The organism is Novosphingobium barchaimii LL02, from assembly GCF_001046635.1.
In the GTDB taxonomy this organism is placed as follows: Bacteria; Pseudomonadota; Alphaproteobacteria; order Sphingomonadales; family Sphingomonadaceae; genus Novosphingobium; species Novosphingobium barchaimii.
Genome location: NZ_KQ130455.1, coordinates 448355 through 465604 on the forward strand (window position 1 = coordinate 448355; position 17250 = coordinate 465604).

The 17250-nt window shown below is 64.6% G+C and carries 17 protein-coding genes; 5 read left to right on the forward strand and 12 right to left on the reverse strand.

Annotated elements, in window-relative coordinates; translation table 11 throughout:
* Window positions 1-19: 19 nt before the first annotated feature.
* Both epsC and V474_RS16565 read right to left on the reverse strand, forming a co-directional pair.
* A complete protein-coding gene (epsC, locus tag V474_RS16560; RefSeq protein ID WP_059152532.1) occupies window positions 20-997 on the reverse strand; it encodes a serine O-acetyltransferase EpsC in 978 nt (325 codons plus the stop codon).
* Window positions 994-1209, reverse strand: coding sequence for a hypothetical protein (locus V474_RS16565; RefSeq protein WP_148649428.1), 216 nt, complete (start codon window positions 1207-1209; stop codon window positions 994-996). Before V474_RS16565 ends, epsC begins: the two co-directional genes overlap by 4 nt.
* A 192-nt stretch (window positions 1210-1401) precedes the next feature.
* Between V474_RS16565 and V474_RS26255 the strand changes: the two genes are divergently transcribed.
* Window positions 1402-1548: a hypothetical protein gene (locus tag V474_RS26255; RefSeq protein WP_169795084.1), complete on the forward strand. Its 147-nt coding sequence runs from the start codon at window positions 1402-1404 to the stop codon at window positions 1546-1548.
* Between the two features lie 12 nt (window positions 1549-1560).
* Here the strand turns inward: V474_RS26255 and V474_RS16570 are convergent, their stop codons facing one another.
* The 7 genes from V474_RS16570 to V474_RS16600 are packed head-to-tail and all read right to left on the reverse strand — an operon-like array spanning window position 1561 to window position 11674.
* Entirely contained in the window at window positions 1561-2901 is a 1341-nt protein-coding gene (locus V474_RS16570; RefSeq protein WP_059152534.1) for an NtaA/DmoA family FMN-dependent monooxygenase, read from the reverse strand.
* Between the two features lie 13 nt (window positions 2902-2914).
* Window positions 2915-4591, reverse strand: a complete 1677-nt coding sequence (locus V474_RS16575) for an ATP-binding cassette domain-containing protein (RefSeq protein WP_059152535.1) — start codon at window positions 4589-4591, stop codon at window positions 2915-2917.
* Window positions 4588-5409 (reverse strand): ABC transporter permease, encoded by an 822-nt coding sequence (locus V474_RS16580; RefSeq protein WP_059152536.1) that lies wholly within the window; start codon window positions 5407-5409, stop codon window positions 4588-4590. The genes V474_RS16575 and V474_RS16580 overlap by 4 nt, the downstream gene beginning before the upstream one ends.
* Before the next feature lie 4 nt (window positions 5410-5413).
* Entirely contained in the window at window positions 5414-6418 is a 1005-nt protein-coding gene (locus tag V474_RS16585; protein WP_059152537.1) for an ABC transporter permease, read from the reverse strand.
* Window positions 6415-7941 carry an ABC transporter substrate-binding protein gene (locus V474_RS16590; protein WP_059152538.1) on the reverse strand — a complete coding sequence of 509 codons (1527 nt, stop codon included), beginning with the start codon at window positions 7939-7941 and terminating at the stop codon, window positions 6415-6417. The genes V474_RS16585 and V474_RS16590 overlap by 4 nt, the downstream gene beginning before the upstream one ends.
* Window positions 7938-9314, reverse strand: coding sequence for an LLM class flavin-dependent oxidoreductase (locus V474_RS16595; protein ID WP_059152539.1), 1377 nt, complete (start codon window positions 9312-9314; stop codon window positions 7938-7940). The genes V474_RS16590 and V474_RS16595 overlap by 4 nt, the downstream gene beginning before the upstream one ends.
* 38 nt (window positions 9315-9352) lie before the next feature.
* Window positions 9353-11674, reverse strand: a complete 2322-nt coding sequence (locus tag V474_RS16600) for a TonB-dependent receptor (protein ID WP_059152540.1) — start codon at window positions 11672-11674, stop codon at window positions 9353-9355.
* 352 nt (window positions 11675-12026) lie between these two features.
* Here V474_RS16600 and V474_RS25680 point away from each other — a divergent pair, with 352 nt between their 5' ends.
* Window positions 12027-12620, forward strand: a complete 594-nt coding sequence (locus tag V474_RS25680) for an ROK family protein (RefSeq protein ID WP_148649429.1) — start codon at window positions 12027-12029, stop codon at window positions 12618-12620.
* 101 nt (window positions 12621-12721) lie between these two features.
* On the opposite strand, the gene V474_RS16615 is transcribed toward V474_RS25680, so the two are convergent.
* Window positions 12722-13468 (reverse strand): SDR family NAD(P)-dependent oxidoreductase, encoded by a 747-nt coding sequence (locus V474_RS16615; protein ID WP_059152595.1) that lies wholly within the window; start codon window positions 13466-13468, stop codon window positions 12722-12724.
* Window positions 13469-13676: 208 nt separating this feature from the next.
* Here V474_RS16615 and V474_RS16620 point away from each other — a divergent pair, with 208 nt between their 5' ends.
* Both V474_RS16620 and V474_RS16625 read left to right on the forward strand, forming a co-directional pair.
* A complete protein-coding gene (locus V474_RS16620) occupies window positions 13677-14240 on the forward strand; it encodes a TetR/AcrR family transcriptional regulator (protein WP_236711297.1) in 564 nt (187 codons plus the stop codon).
* 97 nt (window positions 14241-14337) lie between these two features.
* A complete protein-coding gene (locus V474_RS16625) occupies window positions 14338-15249 on the forward strand; it encodes a histone deacetylase family protein (protein WP_059152544.1) in 912 nt (303 codons plus the stop codon).
* A gap of 8 nt (window positions 15250-15257) precedes the next feature.
* Here V474_RS16625 and V474_RS16630 read toward each other — a convergent pair whose 3' ends face one another.
* Window positions 15258-15509, reverse strand: a complete 252-nt coding sequence (locus V474_RS16630; protein WP_059152545.1) for a hypothetical protein — start codon at window positions 15507-15509, stop codon at window positions 15258-15260.
* Window positions 15510-15607: 98 nt separating this feature from the next.
* Entirely contained in the window at window positions 15608-16348 is a 741-nt protein-coding gene (locus V474_RS16635; RefSeq protein WP_059152546.1) for an SDR family NAD(P)-dependent oxidoreductase, read from the reverse strand.
* 158 nt (window positions 16349-16506) lie between these two features.
* Between V474_RS16635 and V474_RS16640 the strand changes: the two genes are divergently transcribed.
* The gene (locus tag V474_RS16640) at window positions 16507-17250 is read left to right on the forward strand and encodes a TetR/AcrR family transcriptional regulator (RefSeq protein ID WP_059152547.1); all 744 of its coding nucleotides are present in this window, start codon (window positions 16507-16509) and stop codon (window positions 17248-17250) included.

Consider the following 17250-nt stretch of genomic DNA (forward strand, 5'->3'; position numbering starts at 1 on the left):
CCCTTTGAACGCCGTGCGGTCAGGCCGGCAATCCCCGGTCGCCCTGGGGGCTGATGACCAGGTTCTGCTCGCGGGCCTGGAAGACGCGGCTGAACGGGGCGACATCGTGGGTCAGCCAGACGTTGCCGCCGATCTCCGATCCTGCGCCAATGGTGACGCGGCCCAGGATCGTCGCACCGGCGTAGATCACCACGTCGTTTTCGATCACCGGATGGCGAGGCAGCGCCTTGATGAGCGCGCCAGAAGCCTCGGCCGGGAAGTTCTTCGCCCCCAGCGTCACGCCCTGATAGATGCGCACGTTGTCGCCGATGATGGCGGTCTCGCCGATGACCACGCCGGTGCCGTGATCGATGAAGAAGCCCTTGCCGATCCGGGCGCCGGGATGGATATCGATCCCCGTGCGTCCGTGCGCAATTTCCGAGATGATCCGCGCCACAAGCGTCGCGCCTTTCAGATGGAGCGCGTGTGCGAGTCGGTAGTGGATGATCGCCAGCAGTCCGGGGTAGCAGATCAGCACTTCGTCCAGGCTGCGCGCCGAGGGGTCGCCTCGGAACGCGGCTTCGATGTCGATATCGAGCAGTCGGCGGATGTCGGGCAACTCGCGCAACAACGACAGGACCATGCGCGTCGCACCCTCCTCGATCGTCTCGCCATCTTCTTCGTCGAGGGTGTAGGTGAGTTCGAGCCGTAGCTGTGCGTGCAGCCGGCTCAGCGAGATCTGCAGCGTCTGGGTGACGAAAAGGTCTTCGTTGTGCAGTCGCACGAAGTCGGGGCCAAGGCGCAGCGGGAACAGCGCCCCGCACAGTTCTTCCGTCACTTTGGCCAAGCGGACGCGAGAGGGGAAACTCTCGACTCCGTACTCCGCATGATGGGTATTCGTCCCCCTCCAGTCGCGGCGGATCTGCGCAAGTTCGCGCACGATGCCGCCCACGTCCCAGAAATCGGCTGCGGTGTCGGATGCGTTTCCATTCGTCGAAGGGTCGGAAGTGATGGTCATGACGAAAGCCCTCCGATGTCGATCAATTCCATGCGGTCGGCCCGGAAACAGCCGGCAACGACGAGTCCGTGCTTGCGGCTTGGTTGCCTGAGAGCGGAGCGGTTGGCTCGGGGTGAGGCGTGCATGGCGATGGTGGGCTTTGCGATGACGAAGAACCCGGTGCAGTTGCCGGCCGACTGAAGCAGGCAATCGACCGGATCCTGGAACAACAAGGATATCTCAACTAATCCGGTAGATAAATACGGTCAAGCGAAGCCGGGGGTTTGATGACCAAGAAAACATGCGCGCTCGGGAAGATCGCCTTTGCCGACGGTTTTTCGAAAAACGCCCTGGATTGATCGTCCCGGCGGCGGTGTCACGAAGGGTTGGCAGGGGAGTGCCGCAATGCCAGCCCCGCCGGGGACATGGCACAGCAACGCTTCGTCATCGCCATGCCGAGCGGCTTAATCCGGTTTTATCCCGACATCCTGATCTGTTTCCAGATGAAGGCGACATGTCCTGGTCTGGCGGCTTCCGACCAAGAGGCCGTGGCTTGCCGCTTTGCAGATTAGATGGCTGTGATGTTATGCAAATGCAGCGGCAGTTCGATCATCCCGCATGTGTTGGTTGGCGACGGGAGGCAGACCGAGATTTCCGCGAAGCGTCTCGGCGGTATACTCATCCCGATATAGCCCACGGCCCACGAGGATAGGTAGAACGTCGGCGCGGAACCTGTCCCAATCGGCGGGGTGCTGGACGAACAGGTTGAAGCCGTCGGCGGCGCCGCTTTCATACCAGTGCTCCAGCGTGTCGGCGATAGTTCCGGGCGAACCGGCGATCCGTAGCCAGGTCGCGACCTGCGTTTCAAGCACCTGCCGCAGGCTCGCGCCTTCGCGCTTGGCATGGTCGATTTCCTCGTGAAAGCGGCTGATACCGGCGGCTTCGGGGAGCACGATGTCGGGGAACGGGGCGTCCAGGTCGTAAGCGTTGAAGTCATGGCCGGCGAACTGGCGCGAAAGATTGGCGAGCGCGGTGCGAATGTCGCCGTCCGAGGTGCGCGCCCGTTCGATGGCTCGCGCCTCCTCATCGGTGTCGGCGATGGTCACGCTGAGCGCGGGGATGAACAGCAGTTCCGCCGGATCACGGCCGACTGCCTCGGCGCGGGCGCGGATGTCGTTCGCGAGGTCCAGCGATTCCTGCGGGGTGCGCGCGAAGCTGAACGCGATGTCGGCGTAGCGCGCGCTAAGTTCCCGCCCCTGCGGCGAAGTCCCCGCCTGCACCAGCGGAGGCTGGCCCTGCGGTGATCGCTGAATGTTGAGCGGGCCCGTTACCGAGAAGAACTCGCCGCGATGATCAAGCCGGTGCAGTTTGGCGGGGTCGAGAAAACGCGCAGCGGTACGGTCACGGGTGAAGGCATCCTCTTCGTAGGAATGCCATAGGCCCTGCACCACCTCCACCGACTCGGTCGCGCGGCGGTAGCGGGTTTCATAATCGCCGTGACGACTGCCGCTGAAGTTGCCCGCCGTGCCCGGATCCTGGCTGGTGACGATGTTCCACCCCGCCCGGCCACGGCTGATGAGGTCGAGCGAGGCGAGGCGGCGGGCGATGTCGAAAGGCTCCGAATAGGTGGTGCTGATCGTCGCCACCAGGCCGATGCGACTGGTCGCGGCCGCCACGGCTGACAGCAGGGTCAGGGGTTCCAGGCGGTTGAGGTGGTGATTGGGAAAGTCGGGCGTGATGTACTGACTGTCGACGATGAACACGAAGTCGAACTTGGCCTCCTCCGCTTCGCGTGCCTGCTTGACGTACCAGTCGATATCCACGCTGGCGTCCAGTGGCACCGCGGGGTCGCGCCACAGGCCTTTGCCCGAGGCGTCGCCGATGCCGATGAGGACGGCTCCCAGCTTCAATAGCTCGCGTGGCATGTCGAGGGTTCCTTCAATATACGGTGAAAAGGCTGCGCGTGGCCGGGGCCGCGACGGCGAGGCGGGGCGCGGAGTCAAGCAATTTGCGCGTGTAGGGATGCGAAGGGTTGGCCAGCAGTGCGCCGGCCGGTCCCGTTTCGACGACTTGTCCGCGATACAGCACGGCCACCCGGTCGGCGATGCCCGCGACCGAACCGAGATCATGCGAGATGAAGATCTGCGCGATACCGCGCTCGTCCGCGAGGCGGCGCAGCAGCTTGAGGACATGGAGCCGATTCACCGCGTCGAGGGCGCTGACCGGCTCGTCGAGCAGCAGCACCTTGGGTTCCAGCGCGAGGGCGCGGGCGATGACGGCGCGCTGGCGCTGGCCTCCCGACAACAGGCGCGGCAGACGGGTGGACAGTTCAGGTTCGAGGCCGACGGCGCGCAGCGCCGCCGTCACCGAGGCGTCGATGGCCGACACACCCAGCCGGCCTTCGCGCAAGTACAGGCCCTCGGCGATCGAGGCGCCGATGGTAAGGTCCGGGTCTAGGCTGCGCAGCGGATCCTGGAACACGTATTGCAGCGCGCCCGAGCGGCGCAAATCGCGCAAGGGTTTGCCGGTCAGACCGTCGATCCGCTGGCCGTCCAGTTCGATCGCCCCCGTGGCGGCGGGGATCAGGCCGAGCACCGTGCGCAGCAGGGTGGTCTTGCCCGAGCCTGTCTCACCGATAAGCCCAAGAATTTCTCCGGGGGCGACCTGGAGGTCGATGTCCTGCACGACCGTACGGATGCCGTAGCCGGCGTGGAGGCCCCGGACGCTTAGTATCGGGACGCGTTGGGGCGCATCGGCGGATTGTGGCCGGTTCACGGCGATGGGGTGGACGGCGTGGTCGTCGATCAGGCTGCGGGTATAGGCGCTTTTTGGGTGGTGCAGGATTTCGCGGGTGGAGCCCGCTTCCACGATCTCGCCCGAGCGCATGACGATCACATGGTCGCAGACCTGCGAGACGACCGCCAGGTCGTGCGAGACCAGGATGAGCGTCAGGCCTTCCTCGCGGCGCAACGTGTCGATCAGGGCAAGGATTTCGGCCTGTACCGTCACGTCGAGGGCGGTGGTCGCCTCGTCCGCGATCAGCAGGCTGGGGCCGGCGCAGATGGCAAGTGCGATGAGCACGCGCTGGGCCATGCCGCCGGACAGCTCATAGGGATATTGGTGATAGACGGCTGTGGCATCGGCGAACCCAACCCGGCCAAGGAGATCGAGAGCGCGATCGCGGGCGGCTTTGCGCTGCATTTTCAGATTGGCGCGGATCGCTTCGGCAAGCTGGCGGCCGACAGGTATCGAGGGGTTGAGGTAGGAGCCGGGGTCCTGGAACACCGCCGACAGCTCGACGCCGCGCAGCGCTCGCCATGATGTCGCGTCGAGCCGCGAGAGATCGACGTCGCGGTAGCGGATCGAGCCCGAGGCGACGCTCAGCCCCGGTGGCAGCACGTCGAGGATGGCGCGGCACGTGAGCGATTTGCCGCTGCCCGATTCCCCGACGATGCCAAGGGTGCCGCCGCGCGGGAGGTTGAAGTGCATGTCACGCACCAGTTCGCGCCCGTCGGCGGCGATGATGCGCAGGCCGTTGACCGATAGGATCGGGTCGGCAGGCTCGGCCCGGCGTGCGCGGCGATCGAGGCTGACGACATTATCGAGAGTGGTCATGCGCGCTGCTCCTGTGTGCCTGCATCCCGCATCGCATCGGCCAGCGCGTTGAGCGCCCAGACCGTCGCGACGATCAGCAGGGCGGGGGCGATGGGGCCGAAGGGGCGATCGTAGAGGGCGGAAAGATCTGTCGCCAGCAGGCCGCCCCAGGTCGGGTCGGGCGGAACGACACCGATGCCAAGGAACGTCAGCGAGGCGACGATGGACAGGCAGGCGCCGGTCATCGACGCGGCCGAAACCGCCACGGCTGGCAGGACCTTGGAGACGACATGATGGCGGATGGTCGAGGCGGTCGAGGCGCCCATCAGCCGGGCCGCCTCGATGTACTCGGCATTGGCGACGGACAGCGCGGCGGCGCGGCTGACGCGAAAGAAGGCGGGGGTGATGAGAATGCCCACGGCGAACATCGCCTGGGTTAGGCCGTTGCCGAGCATCGCCGTCATGGCGATGGCGAAGACCAGGAAAGGCAGCATCATCAAGGCGTCGATAAGGCGCAGGCTCACCCATTCGAACCGCTTTCCAAGGAATACCGACAACAGGCCCGGAACCACACCCAGCAGCATCCCGATCGACACCGAGAGCAGACTGGCGAGCACCGAGACGGTGGAGCCGGCGAGGAGGCGGCTGAAGACGTCGCGGCCCAGTGCGTCGGTGCCCAGCCAGTAGGCCGCGCTGGGTCCCTGGAGCAGCGCAGACGAATCCTGCGCAAGCGGATCGTGCGGCGCCAGCGACGGGCCAAACGCGGCAAGCATTGCGACCACCGCCAGGATGACGATGGCGGCACGGGCGCTGGGGTAGCGCAGGAGGTTTCGGATCATCGGCTCAGCTCCTTCGCCGGGCAGCGGGTTGCAGCACGCCGAGCAGGACATTGACGCACAGGTTGCAGGCGAGAATCAGCACGATCGAGACGACCAGCGTCCCCTGGACTACCGGCACGTCCCCGCGCAGGGCGCTGTCGGCCGCCAGCTTGCCCATACCGGGCATGTTGAAGATCGCCTCGGTGACGACGGCGCCGCCGATCAGCATCGGCACACGCAGGGCCACCACCGTCAATGCCGGGCCGGCAGCGTTGCGCAGGACGTGGACGAACAAGATGCGCCTGCGCGATAGCCCGCGTACCACCGCGCCCGTCACGTAGTTTTCGGATAGCGCGCTGACGAGCCCGGTGCGCAATTGCCGGGCGAGGTCGGCGACCACATCGACGCTCAGCGCCACTGCCGGAATGCCGATGGCGGCAAGCCAGCCCGCCGGGTCCTCGGAAAACGGCACGTAACCCGACGAAGGCAGCCATCCCAGCCACAGGCTGAACACCAGGATCAGGCCGAAGGCGACTACGAAGGGCGGCAGCGAGGAGACGATCGCGGCGAACAGTGTAATCGCGCGGTCGATCCGCGTGCCGCTGCGCACGCCGGCGACCAGGCCGAGCCCGGTGCCGAACACCAGCCCCATCAGCAGCGCCATGCCGGCGATAGAGAGGCTGATCGGCAGGCGCTGGGCAATCAACTCGCTTGCGGAAATGCCGTTGAACCACGAGGTGCCAAGGTCTCCGCGCAGAAGCTGGCCCATCCATTGCAGGTATTGCAGCGCGATCGGCTGGTCGAGGCCAAGGTCCGCGCGGATGCGCGCGATGATTTCGGGCGAGGCGGCGTCGCCGGCGATCCCCGCCGCCGGATCAAGCCCCGAGACCACCCCCAGCAGAAAGGTGATGAGCGTGGCGACGAGGAACACCGGCACCGCGATGGACAGCGTCGATCGGACGAAGCGCGCCGCCGCGCGGGCGTGGCGCAATTGCACCACCTGCGCGCCTTGTTGCAGGGCTGGGGTCATTCGACGGTCACTCCTTCCCAGCGGAGCTGCGAGGGCACGATGTTGAGGTTCTTCACCCGTGAGCGCGACGCGATCACGATTGGCGTGCTGAACAGCCAGACGCTGGGCCCTTGTTCGACGCCCAGGCGGGTCGCGCGGTGCAGGCGTTCGGCGTAATGCGGATCGTCGATCGGGGTGGCGCGCACTTCATCGATGGCTTTGAGGAAAGCGGGCGCCGAATAAGGCCCGCTCAGGTTCATGATCCCCTGCGGGCCATAGACCGCCAACAGGTTCTGGATCGGCGATTCACGCCCGACCGTGCCGTCCACGGCGATGGCCGGGCGCTTGGCGATATAGACTTCGCTCTGCCAGCTGGAGGAACCCGGCGGAATGAGCCGCAGTTTCGACTTGATCCCCACGCGCGCAAGCTGCGCCTGGAGCAATTCGGGCAGTCCTTCATTTGAGATCGGATTGATGACGATTTCCACCGTCAGGCTGCCGGGCGCATAGCCGGCCTGGGCGAGCAGCGCCTTGGCGCGCGCCGGATCGTAGCCCCACCGGTCCTCGGTCTCGGGATCGAAGGCGAAGTAATGCGGCGGGAACGGCTGGTTGGAGGGAGTGCCCAGACCCGCCGTCAGCGTCCTGACCAGCTCGTTCCGGTCGATCGCATAGCGGACCGCCTCGGCCACGCGGGGATCGTTGAACGGCGTCTTGTTGCGGTTGATCATCAAGTCGGACGAGATCAGCGAAGGCGCGGTCGTAACCTGAAGGCCGCGCGCCCGCGCTTCTTCAACCCGCTTGGGCGCGATCGGAGCGACGTCGATCGCGCCCGACATCAGCGAGGCGATGAGCGTCGAAGGATCGGACAGAGTGGTGAGTTCCAACCGCTGGATATGGATGTTCGCCGCGTCCCAGTAATCGGGGTTCTTCACGAAGTAGGCGTGCGATTCCGGTACGAACTCCACCATCTTGAACGGCCCCGCGCCGACCGGCCACAGAGCCAGCTTCGCGGGATCCTTCGCGGCGGCGGTGGGGCTGGCGATGGCGCCGACGCGCCCCGCCATGACGTAAGGCAACTGATAGTCGGGCCGGGCGAGGTGGAACACCACACGGCGCGGGCCGTCGGCGGTGAAGCTGGCGATGCTTTCGATCTCGGCTCGCAGGAACGAATCCTTCTGCGTCTTGCCGCGTTCGAAGAAGGCTTTCACAGCGCTGGCATCGAGAGGCGTGCCGTCGGTGAACTTCAGCCCGTCACGCAGTTCGAACGTCAGCGTTTTGCCATCGGACGAATAGGCCCAGCTTTTCGCCAGCGCGGGCTGGACGTTGCCCTGCTTGTCGAGGCGGGTCAGCGAGGCGTAGGCGATGCTCACCGGATTGATATCCGCGCCGGTACGGCTGGTAACCGGGTCCCACGAGGTCGGCAGCATATACGCCCAGCGGACCCGCGCATTGCCCTTGGCGTCACCGCCCGAGCCGCTGCATCCCGCCACCGCGAGCGCGGCGGCCAGGATGACGGTCCATTGCTTTAATAAGTTGCGGATCACGAGTTCACCAGCGTCCGTTCTTCGCGGCCGGCCGGTTCGGCCAGCGCGGCGGGGGTGCGGATGTTGGTGGGCGTGGGCAGGCCCAAGTTTCCGCGCAGCGTGGTATCGTCGTAGTCGGTGCGATAGACGCCGCGCGCCTGCAGGATCGGCACTACTTCGTTGACGAAACGATCGAACTGGTCGGGATGGCCAAGCATGACGTTGAGCCCATCCAGCGCACCGGCTTCGAACCAGCGGATGATTTCACCGGCCACGGTGTCGGCGCTGCCGGTGAAGGGGCTCTTGTGAGAAGCGGCGATGCTTTCAACGGTCTGGCGCAAGGTCAGCCCGCCCTCAGTGGCGAGCTGGACGATGCGCTGCGCCTGTGTGAAGAAGCTGCGCCGCGCATGTTCCAGCGCTTCGACGGGGAAGGGCGCGTCGAGGTCGTACTGGCGGAAATCGTGCCATCCGAACGAACGCCCGAACTCAGCCAGCGCCAGCTCGAAGCTGGTGTCGGCGCGCCGGGTTTCCTGCTCGATGCGGGCCGCGTCCTCGTCGGTGTCGCCGACGTAGATGCTCACGCCCGGAAGGATCAGCACATCGCCGGGCCCGCGTCCCGCCGCGACCGCGCGCTGGGTGATATCCTGCTTGAACGCAGCGCCGGCCTCGATCGAGGCGGCGTGGGTGAAGATCGCATCCGCGGTCTGCGCCCCCAGGTTGCGGCCCTGATCGCTGTCGCCGGCCTGGAAGATCACCGGCTGGCCCTGGGGTGAGCGCTGCAGGTTGAGCGGGCCGATGACGGAGAAATACTTACCCTTGTGGTTCAGCGTGTGCAGCTTGTCGGGATCGAGGAACACGCCGGTCTCGCGGTTGCGCACGAAAGCGTCGTCTTCGTAGGAGCGCCAGAGGCCCTGCACGACGTCGAGATATTCGAAAGCGCGGCCATAGCGGGTTTCGTAGTCGTAATGCTCGTCGAGGCCGAAGTTGCCCGCTGCGCCCGGATCGCCGCTGGTCACCACGTTCCAGCCTGCGCGGCCCTTGCTGATGAGGTCGAGCGAGGCAAGCCGGCGCGCCAGATTGAAGGGCGAGTTGAACGAGGTCGTCAGCGTCCCCACCAGGCCGATGTGACTGGTCGCCACCGCCAGCGCCGAAAGCAGCGTCAGCGGCTCAAGCCGGTTAAGATAGTGCGGCGGCGAATCCTTTGTGATGTACTGGCTGTCGACGATGAACACGAAGTCGAACTTGGCGGCTTCCGCCTTGCGGACCTGCTCGATGTACCAGTCCACATCGACGCTGGCGTCCGCGGGAATGTTCGGGTCCAGCCAGCGGTTGTGCTGGCCGGGGCCGCCGACCCCGGTGGTGACGAGACCGAGCTTCAGGGTGCGCTTCGTCATGATCGTAACTCCTTTGCCGAATGGGGTTGGTGGCGAATTCAAAGGCGTCCCTTGAGCGTCAGGCCGTACATGCGCGGTTCGCCGACGGCCCCTTGGACGATGCCGTTCGCGGCGCTCACCGACAGGGTGTTGAAATAGTCCTTGTTGAACAGGTTGCGGACCCACAGGGACGCTTCCCAGCGGTCGTCGGGCGCGCGCACGCCGCCGTGCAGGCCGACCAGCGTATAGCCGCGCACATAGCTGAAGGGGTCGAGGTTGACTGCCGCGTAGAAGCCCGAGCGGTAGCTGAGGTCGCCGCCGACATAGGCGTCCACGGTGCCTAGGCCGAGCGTATATTCGAAGTTACCGGTCGCCGCATACTTCGATGCTCCCGAGGCGCGCTGGCCGGACAGGTCCTGCGAAGGCAGGTAGGAATAGAGATACTGCGACGGCGCGTTCTTGTACGAGACGTACTCGGCATCGTTGTACGTGCCGGCAACGCCCAAGGTCAGCCCTGCAAGCGGCTGGGCGCGGGCATCCACCTCGACCCCGCGCGAGCGCACTTTGCCGACGTTGCTGATGTAGCCGACTGCCGGCGTCACCGCATAGTTCACGAAGTTGGCCTGGTAGTTGCTGACATCAGCCCAGAACAGGGCGAGGTTGAACTCTGCTTTGCCGCCTAGCAGCCGGGTCTTGATACCGATTTCGTAGTTGTCGACCTTCTCTGGCTTCACGAAAATGTCGACACCAAGCGACTGGCGCACCAGGTTGATACCCGGCGACTTGTATCCGCGCGAATAGGACGCGTAAGTGTGTACGTCGTCCGACAAATCGTAGGCCGCGATGGCCGTGCCGGACAGGTTGTTGGTATTTTTCGACGCAGTGTACGACCCGGCAGGGGCATAGGCCGCGCGCAGGGCTGCGACCTGCGCCTGGATCGCGGGTGCGAAGCTGGAAAGCGGCGCGTAGTCGCCGGTGGCGTAAGCGTCGTAGATGCCGGTCTTGTGCTCGTAGGTGTAGCGCAGACCGCCTGTCACCCGCAGCGATGGCGAGATGTTCCACGTCGCCTGGCCATAGGCGGCGTAGCTGTAGGTGGCCGGCACGACGCGGGCGTAAGACACCAGACCGTTGAACACCGATGCGGGCAAGGTGGAGACCGCCGCCGTGGGCGTATTCGCGGTGGTCAGCCAGGCCGTCGCGTCACGGCCATAGAGATTGATCGTATCATCGTCGGCTTCCTGCCAGAAGAAGTAGAGGCCGGCGGTGTAGTCGATGGTCTGCCCGCCCTTGGACGCAGCGCGCAGTTCCTGGCTGAATTGTTGCTGCTTGGTGGCGACGACGGAGTTGGTGATGATGTTGGCGCCGAACTGGTCGCCGTCATAATTTGGCACCCATTTCCAGTTGCGGTAGGCCGTGATCGAAGTGAGGTTCACTGGCCCCACGTCCCAGTCCGCGCGCGCCTGCAGGCCCCAGCTGGGCATCTCGTCGTATTGCGAACTGTCGATGTCGGTCTTGCGGTCAAAGGCGTTGACGGTGCCCGGCACGTATCCGACATCGGCAGCGCGTCGGTAGAAGCCGCGCACTTCGGAACCATTGGCCCTGACCGTTGGCAGCACGCCGGCCACGCTGGTGAAGCCAACGTCGCCCTTCTGGATCGAATAGTCGGCGATCAGGCGCACTTTGAACGCGTCGGTCGGCTTGTAGAGCAGGTCGAACCGGGCGGCGTGGTTGTCGAGATTGTCCCAGTCCTTGTGCTGGGTGGTATTGTAGATCAGGCCGTCGCGCTGCGTGCGCAGGTACGACAAGCGAAAGGCGATGTCGTCACCCACCACCCCGTTATACGAGAAATAGCCGCGCAGCTGATTGTAGTTGCCATAGCTCAGCTCGGCGCGGGCCAGTGTGTCGAACTCGGGCTCGCGGGTCTTTATGTCGATAGCGCCGGCAACGGTGTTCTTGCCGAACAGAGTGCCCTGCGGCCCGCGAAGCACCTGGATGCTTTCGATGTCAATCAGGTCGGTGATGACCGAACCCGTGCGCGGGCGGTAGACACCGTCGACGTATAGGCCGACGCCCTGTTCCAGACCGTCGTTGGTACCGCCGGCATTGGTGCCTATGCCGCGAATGGTGATCGTCTGGTTGCGACCGCTGAAGCCCTGGATGTTGAGGCTGGGAAGTTGCTGGACGATTTGCTTGAGTGACGTAGCGCCCTGCGCCTCCAACTGTCGGCTGGAAATGCTGGAAATCGCGATCGGCACTTCCTGCGCGGTTTCGGTGCGATAGCGTGCCGTAACCGTAATTTCGGTAATGTCGGCAGCTTCTGACGTATCGGCTTCGGCTTCGGCTGCGTGCGCGGGATAAGCTGCTACCAGCGCGATGGTCATCGCCGGTCCAATGAAGGAGCCGCGCCGCTGCGCCGGGAATGTCGGAGAATGAAACCGCTTCAAGAAAACCCCCTTGTCGATCGAACCGATCGTGGGGGATACTAAGGCCGAATATTGTCTACTCATTCAATAGAGTTTTATCCACCCGCATATGACTTTCTCTGATAGGGGCGGGCTGGTGGAACCACCGCTGAAAGGCGCTCGCGCTCTGCGGCCTTCCGATCGCGAGCGCTCGATGCAGGTTAGTGGATGCAGGGCGCGTGAATTCAATTGAACGGGGGGGGCAGCCGGGTTCGGAGCATTAGCCGAGATGCCGGGCAGTTCGTCGCCCCGGGGGCGGCCACGGATCGACTTGCTGATCGTGAAGGAAGCGGCCTGCGCGGTGGCCATGATCTCGCCGAGTGACGGCCTCGTTTCGCTCGACGTGATCGCTCTGAACGGCGACCGCGTCTATTTCGAGTGTGAGGACTTCGGCGGTCCCGAAATCGCTATCTTCGCGGATCGGGTGGCAGCGGTGATCGAGGGCGCGATTCGCCGCAACGGCGTCCCGCGCAGCCTCATGCGCCATGCGGCGGTCGTGCTTCCGGCGCAGGTGGACCGGCATCGCGGCGTCGTCCACTGGATGCCGCAATACGGATGGCACGAAGCCCAGGCTGTAGGCCCATGCGTCGCGGAGCGGCTCGGACTTCCGGTCACCGTCGATAACCGCGCCACATCGCCGACGACTTCTCGTGCAACGCCCCAATGGGCGGCACTGCCCTGTGTCCCGGCGCCGCGCTGGCACAGCAGGCAGCGGCGGAAAGCGAAGCGGGCAACCAAGGGTCCGAATCCTCAGTCTCGACAGTCATCGACGGCATCGTCATGGCGCGCCAGGCGCAAGGTTTCGTCGATCTCGCGGACCTCGAACGGGTCGAGGCCCTGCGCGGGCCGCGTATGTCGGCAATGAGGGTTAACCGCCGGGATCGGACAGTCCGCAGACGGGAGCCCGAACTCCTATTCTGAATGTCTTGGCGGCCGCCTGTATCCGGCGACCGCCCACACGCGTACTTAGCGTGCGAGATAGGCTCCATCGACAGGGTAATAGGTGCCGGTCATAAACGAAGCGCGATCCGATAGCAGGAAGCTGGTGAATGCCGCGATCTCTTCGGGCCGAGCGAGTCGGTTGAACGCGTGCAGTCCGGCCAGGACGGAACGCTCCTCGTCGGTCATCGTCTTGCCAAGGGCCGGGGTTTCCACGAAGGCTGGCCCCACCGCATTCACCCGTATGCCCTGACCGGCGTAATCAAGCGCTGCGGTCTTGGTCATGCCGACGACGGCATGCTTGGAGGTCACATAAGCCGCCGAGCCTGCCCAGCCGGCCGCACCGAGGATCGAGGCCATGTTGACGATAGCGCCGCCGCCCGATTTCAGCATGGCGGGGATCTGGTACTTCATGCCGTAAAAGACGCTGTGGAGGTCCACGCCAACTACGCGGTGCCAATCGTCGATGGCAATATCGGCCAGAGGCGTGGAAGGGGCGCCGATGCCGGCGTTGTTGACGGCCAGATGCAGGGCCCCGAAAGTCTCGACTGCGAAGGCGACGCTCGCCTCGACTGCTTCGGCGTCACTCACGTCTACCTTGAAGGCGCGAGCGCGATCCGCCCCGTAGGTGTCGGCAAGGCGTGTCGCACCATCCAGGTCGAAGTCCGCGATGACGACCTTTGCGCCTTCGGCCAGCAGGTCCTTGACGACCGCTTCGCCTATGCCTGAAGCCCCGCCGGTCACGATGGCTACACGGTCCTGAAAAAACGCCATTTTAATCTGCTCCTTGATCTTTGCCGGCCTGAGGCGGCTATGAAGGTCGACAAGCATAACTCGACTAAAAGTATCCGGTTCCGTATCCTTTACGGATTGATAGCCGGCAGGGAAGGCATTCATGAGCGGCGATGATACGCGAACCGGGGACAAGGCCAGGCCGATCGGTCGTCCCTCACTCGAAGCTGCCGGGCAGCTGGAGCAGGCATTGCTCGCTGCGGCGCTGAAAGTATTCATCGAAGCGGGTTTTCAGGCCGCAAGCATGGAGGCTATCGCCAGGGAGGCCGGCGTCACGAAGCGCACGCTGTATCGGCGCGCCCGAAACAAGGGCGAACTCTTCGTCGATGTCGTTGATCGACTGGCGCAGCAGGCGGGCATGCCGCAGCTGTCATGCATTGCCCCCGGACCATTGAAACAGCGCCTGACTTCGGCGAGCGAAATTCTGCTGGGATGGCTGCTCGAACCAAAGGCCCTGGCTCTGTACAGGTTGATCGTGGCCGATGCCGCCCGGCATCCCGGTCTGGCCCGAACGGTGGATGGGCCTTTTCAGCGCGCCAGCGATGCGGTGGCGGCGATTTTGGCGCTCGATGATCCCCGGCCCGCTCCCACCGTAAGACTGGGGGCCGACATGTTCGTCAGGCTGGTCGCGGGAGAGGCTCTGGACCGTGCCGCGCAGGGCATCGAACCGGCCGCCGTGACTCAACAGGTGCGCGAAAGATCGATTGCCGCCGTCGAATTCTTCCTGGCCGGTTGGCGTACCTGGCGGGTCTGACCGGCGTGGCTCGGAAATGGCGGATCGCCCCCGGCTGAGGCCCCAAGCTCAGCAATGCCGCTCGACCTGTGTGTCTTGACGCTCTACCTGCCAAGCCATGCTTCATGTCGTCCATCATCCCGGTTACGTGGTCGAAACCGATGGCACCGGCACTTTTCCCCATGACAAATACGCGCTGGTCATGCGTTTGCTGGGCGAAAGTGGCGTTGAAATGACGGTCCATGCACCCGAAGTCATGCCGCGAGAATGGCTCGAGGCTGTCCACGAACCGGCCTATGTCGACGAAGTCATCGCTTGCTCGGTGCCGGCGGCCAAGCAGCGCCGGATCGGCTTTGCGATCGACGAGCGGATATCCCGGCGATCGCAGCTCTCCCCCGGTGGAACATGGCTCGCGGCGAAGCTGGCGCTGCAGCACGGGTATGCAGCAAATTCCGCTGGTGGCAGCCATCATGCCCTCGCCGATTCCGGCGCGGGCTACTGTGTGTTCAATGATCTGGCGCTCGCCGCCAACAGGCTGATCGAGGAGGGCGAGGTTTCGCGCATCCTGATCCTCGATCTCGACGTGCACCAGGGCGATGGCACGGCGGCCCTGACCGCAGGGCGCGGCGACATCTTCACGCTTTCCATTCATGCAGAGAAGAACTTCCCCACACGCAAGGCGCGCTCTTCACTGGATGTCGCACTACCCGATGCAACGGGCGATGCGGGCTATCTGGAAGCGCTGGCCGGATCGCTGCCGATGGTCCTCGATCATTTCGTGCCCGAACTGATCCTGCTGCAGGCAGGCGTCGACGCCCATGCGGACGACAAGCTTGGCCGGCTGTCATTGACTGATGAAGGTCTCGCGAACCGCGATCGCTTTGTGGCGAGAGAGGCGAAGCGGCGCGGCATTCCCTTGGCGAGTACGCTGGGCGGTGGTTATGGCGCGGACCGGGAAGCCGTGGCCTTGCGGCACGCGCGCACGATCCTTGCCCTTGCCGCCACGATCAGTGCAGGTGATGCCGCCTGATAGGGGGGCTACCGGGCAGCGGCCCTCTCGGCCTTGAGCCGCTCGACCAGTTGTTCGATGTCGCCGGGATTAAGAATCCAGGTTCGGGTCTTGCGTCCTTCTACGAACACGGGCCGCGTCAGCAGGATGCGCGCTTGTTCCTTTGCGAAAGGCTTGAAGAGCGAGAAGTGCATCACGCATTCAAGCATCACTCCGATTACCGGCGTTTTGCCATCCAGATCGATCAGCGTTGCGGGCTGGTCCCAGGGAATATTCATCATGGATCGCGCCTATCGCGGGTTGTGACGAATGCAAAGGCTGGATGCTCGACAAAGGCAGGCTTTACCAGCCGCGCCTCTACGCCCGGCGTGGGCTTGCTCTACGGCATGTAAAAGCCGCCGTTCACGTCGATTACCGTACCTGTCACGAAGGCTCCGCCATCGGAGATCAAATACTCCACGCCTGCGACGATGTCGTCCGGGCGGCCAAGGCGTCCGGCAGGGATGTCGTCCACGTAACTTGCCTTATCCCCGAAGCTCTCGCTTTGCGGGGTCACGATGCGGCCAGGCGCGAGGCAGTTGGCGGTAATGCCATCGGCGCCGACCTGTCCCGCCAGCACGCGCGTGAAGCCGATCACACCTGCCTTGCTCGCGCCGTAATGCGCGCCTGAAAGGCGCGAGCGCATGCGTCCGCCCTGCGAGGAAAAATTGACGATCCGGCCCCATTTGCGTGGCTTCATCACCGGCAGTACGGCGCGGCACATCAGGAAAGTGCCCGTCAGGTTGATCGCGATCACGCAGTGCCATTCGTCGATATCGGTTTCCTCCACCGGCAGGGAGCGCCCGCCGTGGCTGGGGCTGATGCCGGCGTTGTTGATCAGGATGTCGATATGGCCCCACTGCGCGACAATCCGCTTTACGGCATTTTCTATGCTGGCGGGATCGGCGACGTCGCAGGCCAGCGCGAGGCTGCCGGGCACCTGGGCGGCTGCGGCTTCCAGTTCGGCCGCTTTCACGTCAAGCATCGCAACGCGGTGGCCGGTCGCGGCCAATTTTGCGGCGATCGCCAGTCCGATCCCCTGCGCGGCGCCTGTGACGACGGCGACTTTGTCTTCGGTCATCTATCTTCACTCCCATAAATCGGTTTTCGGGCGGGTCCATTGGGACGGGCCGGGTTCACGGATTGCCTGTCAACGGCTAAACTGCCCTGTTGGAAATTCGCCTGCGAAGGCGATAGCGGGTTGCGCAAAACCCAGCAGCGCGCGAGGAGGGGCGGCTCATGGACGAAATGACCGGCATCCTTACCGACAGCGCCAACGCCCCGCAGGGGCGTGGACGACGCCGCCACGTCACCTCGGTCGTCACACGCGTCAAGATCATCGAGGCTGCGGAAAAGCTGTTCGCCGATCGCGGCATCGACGGCGTCGCCTTGCGCGAGATCGCGGCCGCCGCCGATCAGGGCAACAACACTGCGGTGCAGTACCACTTCGGCAGCAAGGAAGCGCTGGTCTATGCGATCTTCGACTATCGCACACAGATGTTCGAGCCGCTGCGCGTGGCGATGCTGGATCGCGCGGAATCGGCGGGGCAGCTTGGCGATGCGCGGACCCTGCTGGAAATCCTGGTACTGCCGCACCTGACGATCAGCGACGAGAACGGGCGCCACCCCTACTCGGCGTTTCTGGCGCAATATCTCACCCGCTCGCGCGCGGAAGGGATCCCTCATCCCTACGATGACCCGGAAGTGATGATGCCTGCGCTGCGCCGGGTACGCGCGCTCATCAATCAGCGCATCGGCTACGTGCCGCCCGTGGAGCAGCGGCTGCGTGTGGGGCTGTGCAAGCTGATGTTTCTCAACATGCTCATGCGACGCGACAGTGGCTTTCCCCATTTCGACCAGGGTATCTCTCTCGACGCCCTCGTGGACGACACGCTGGTCCAGATGACCGTAGCGCTTACGGTTCCCTATAACCATCAACGTTCGCCGCTGTTCACCGACCTGATCCAGCCGCCGAAAGTCTGA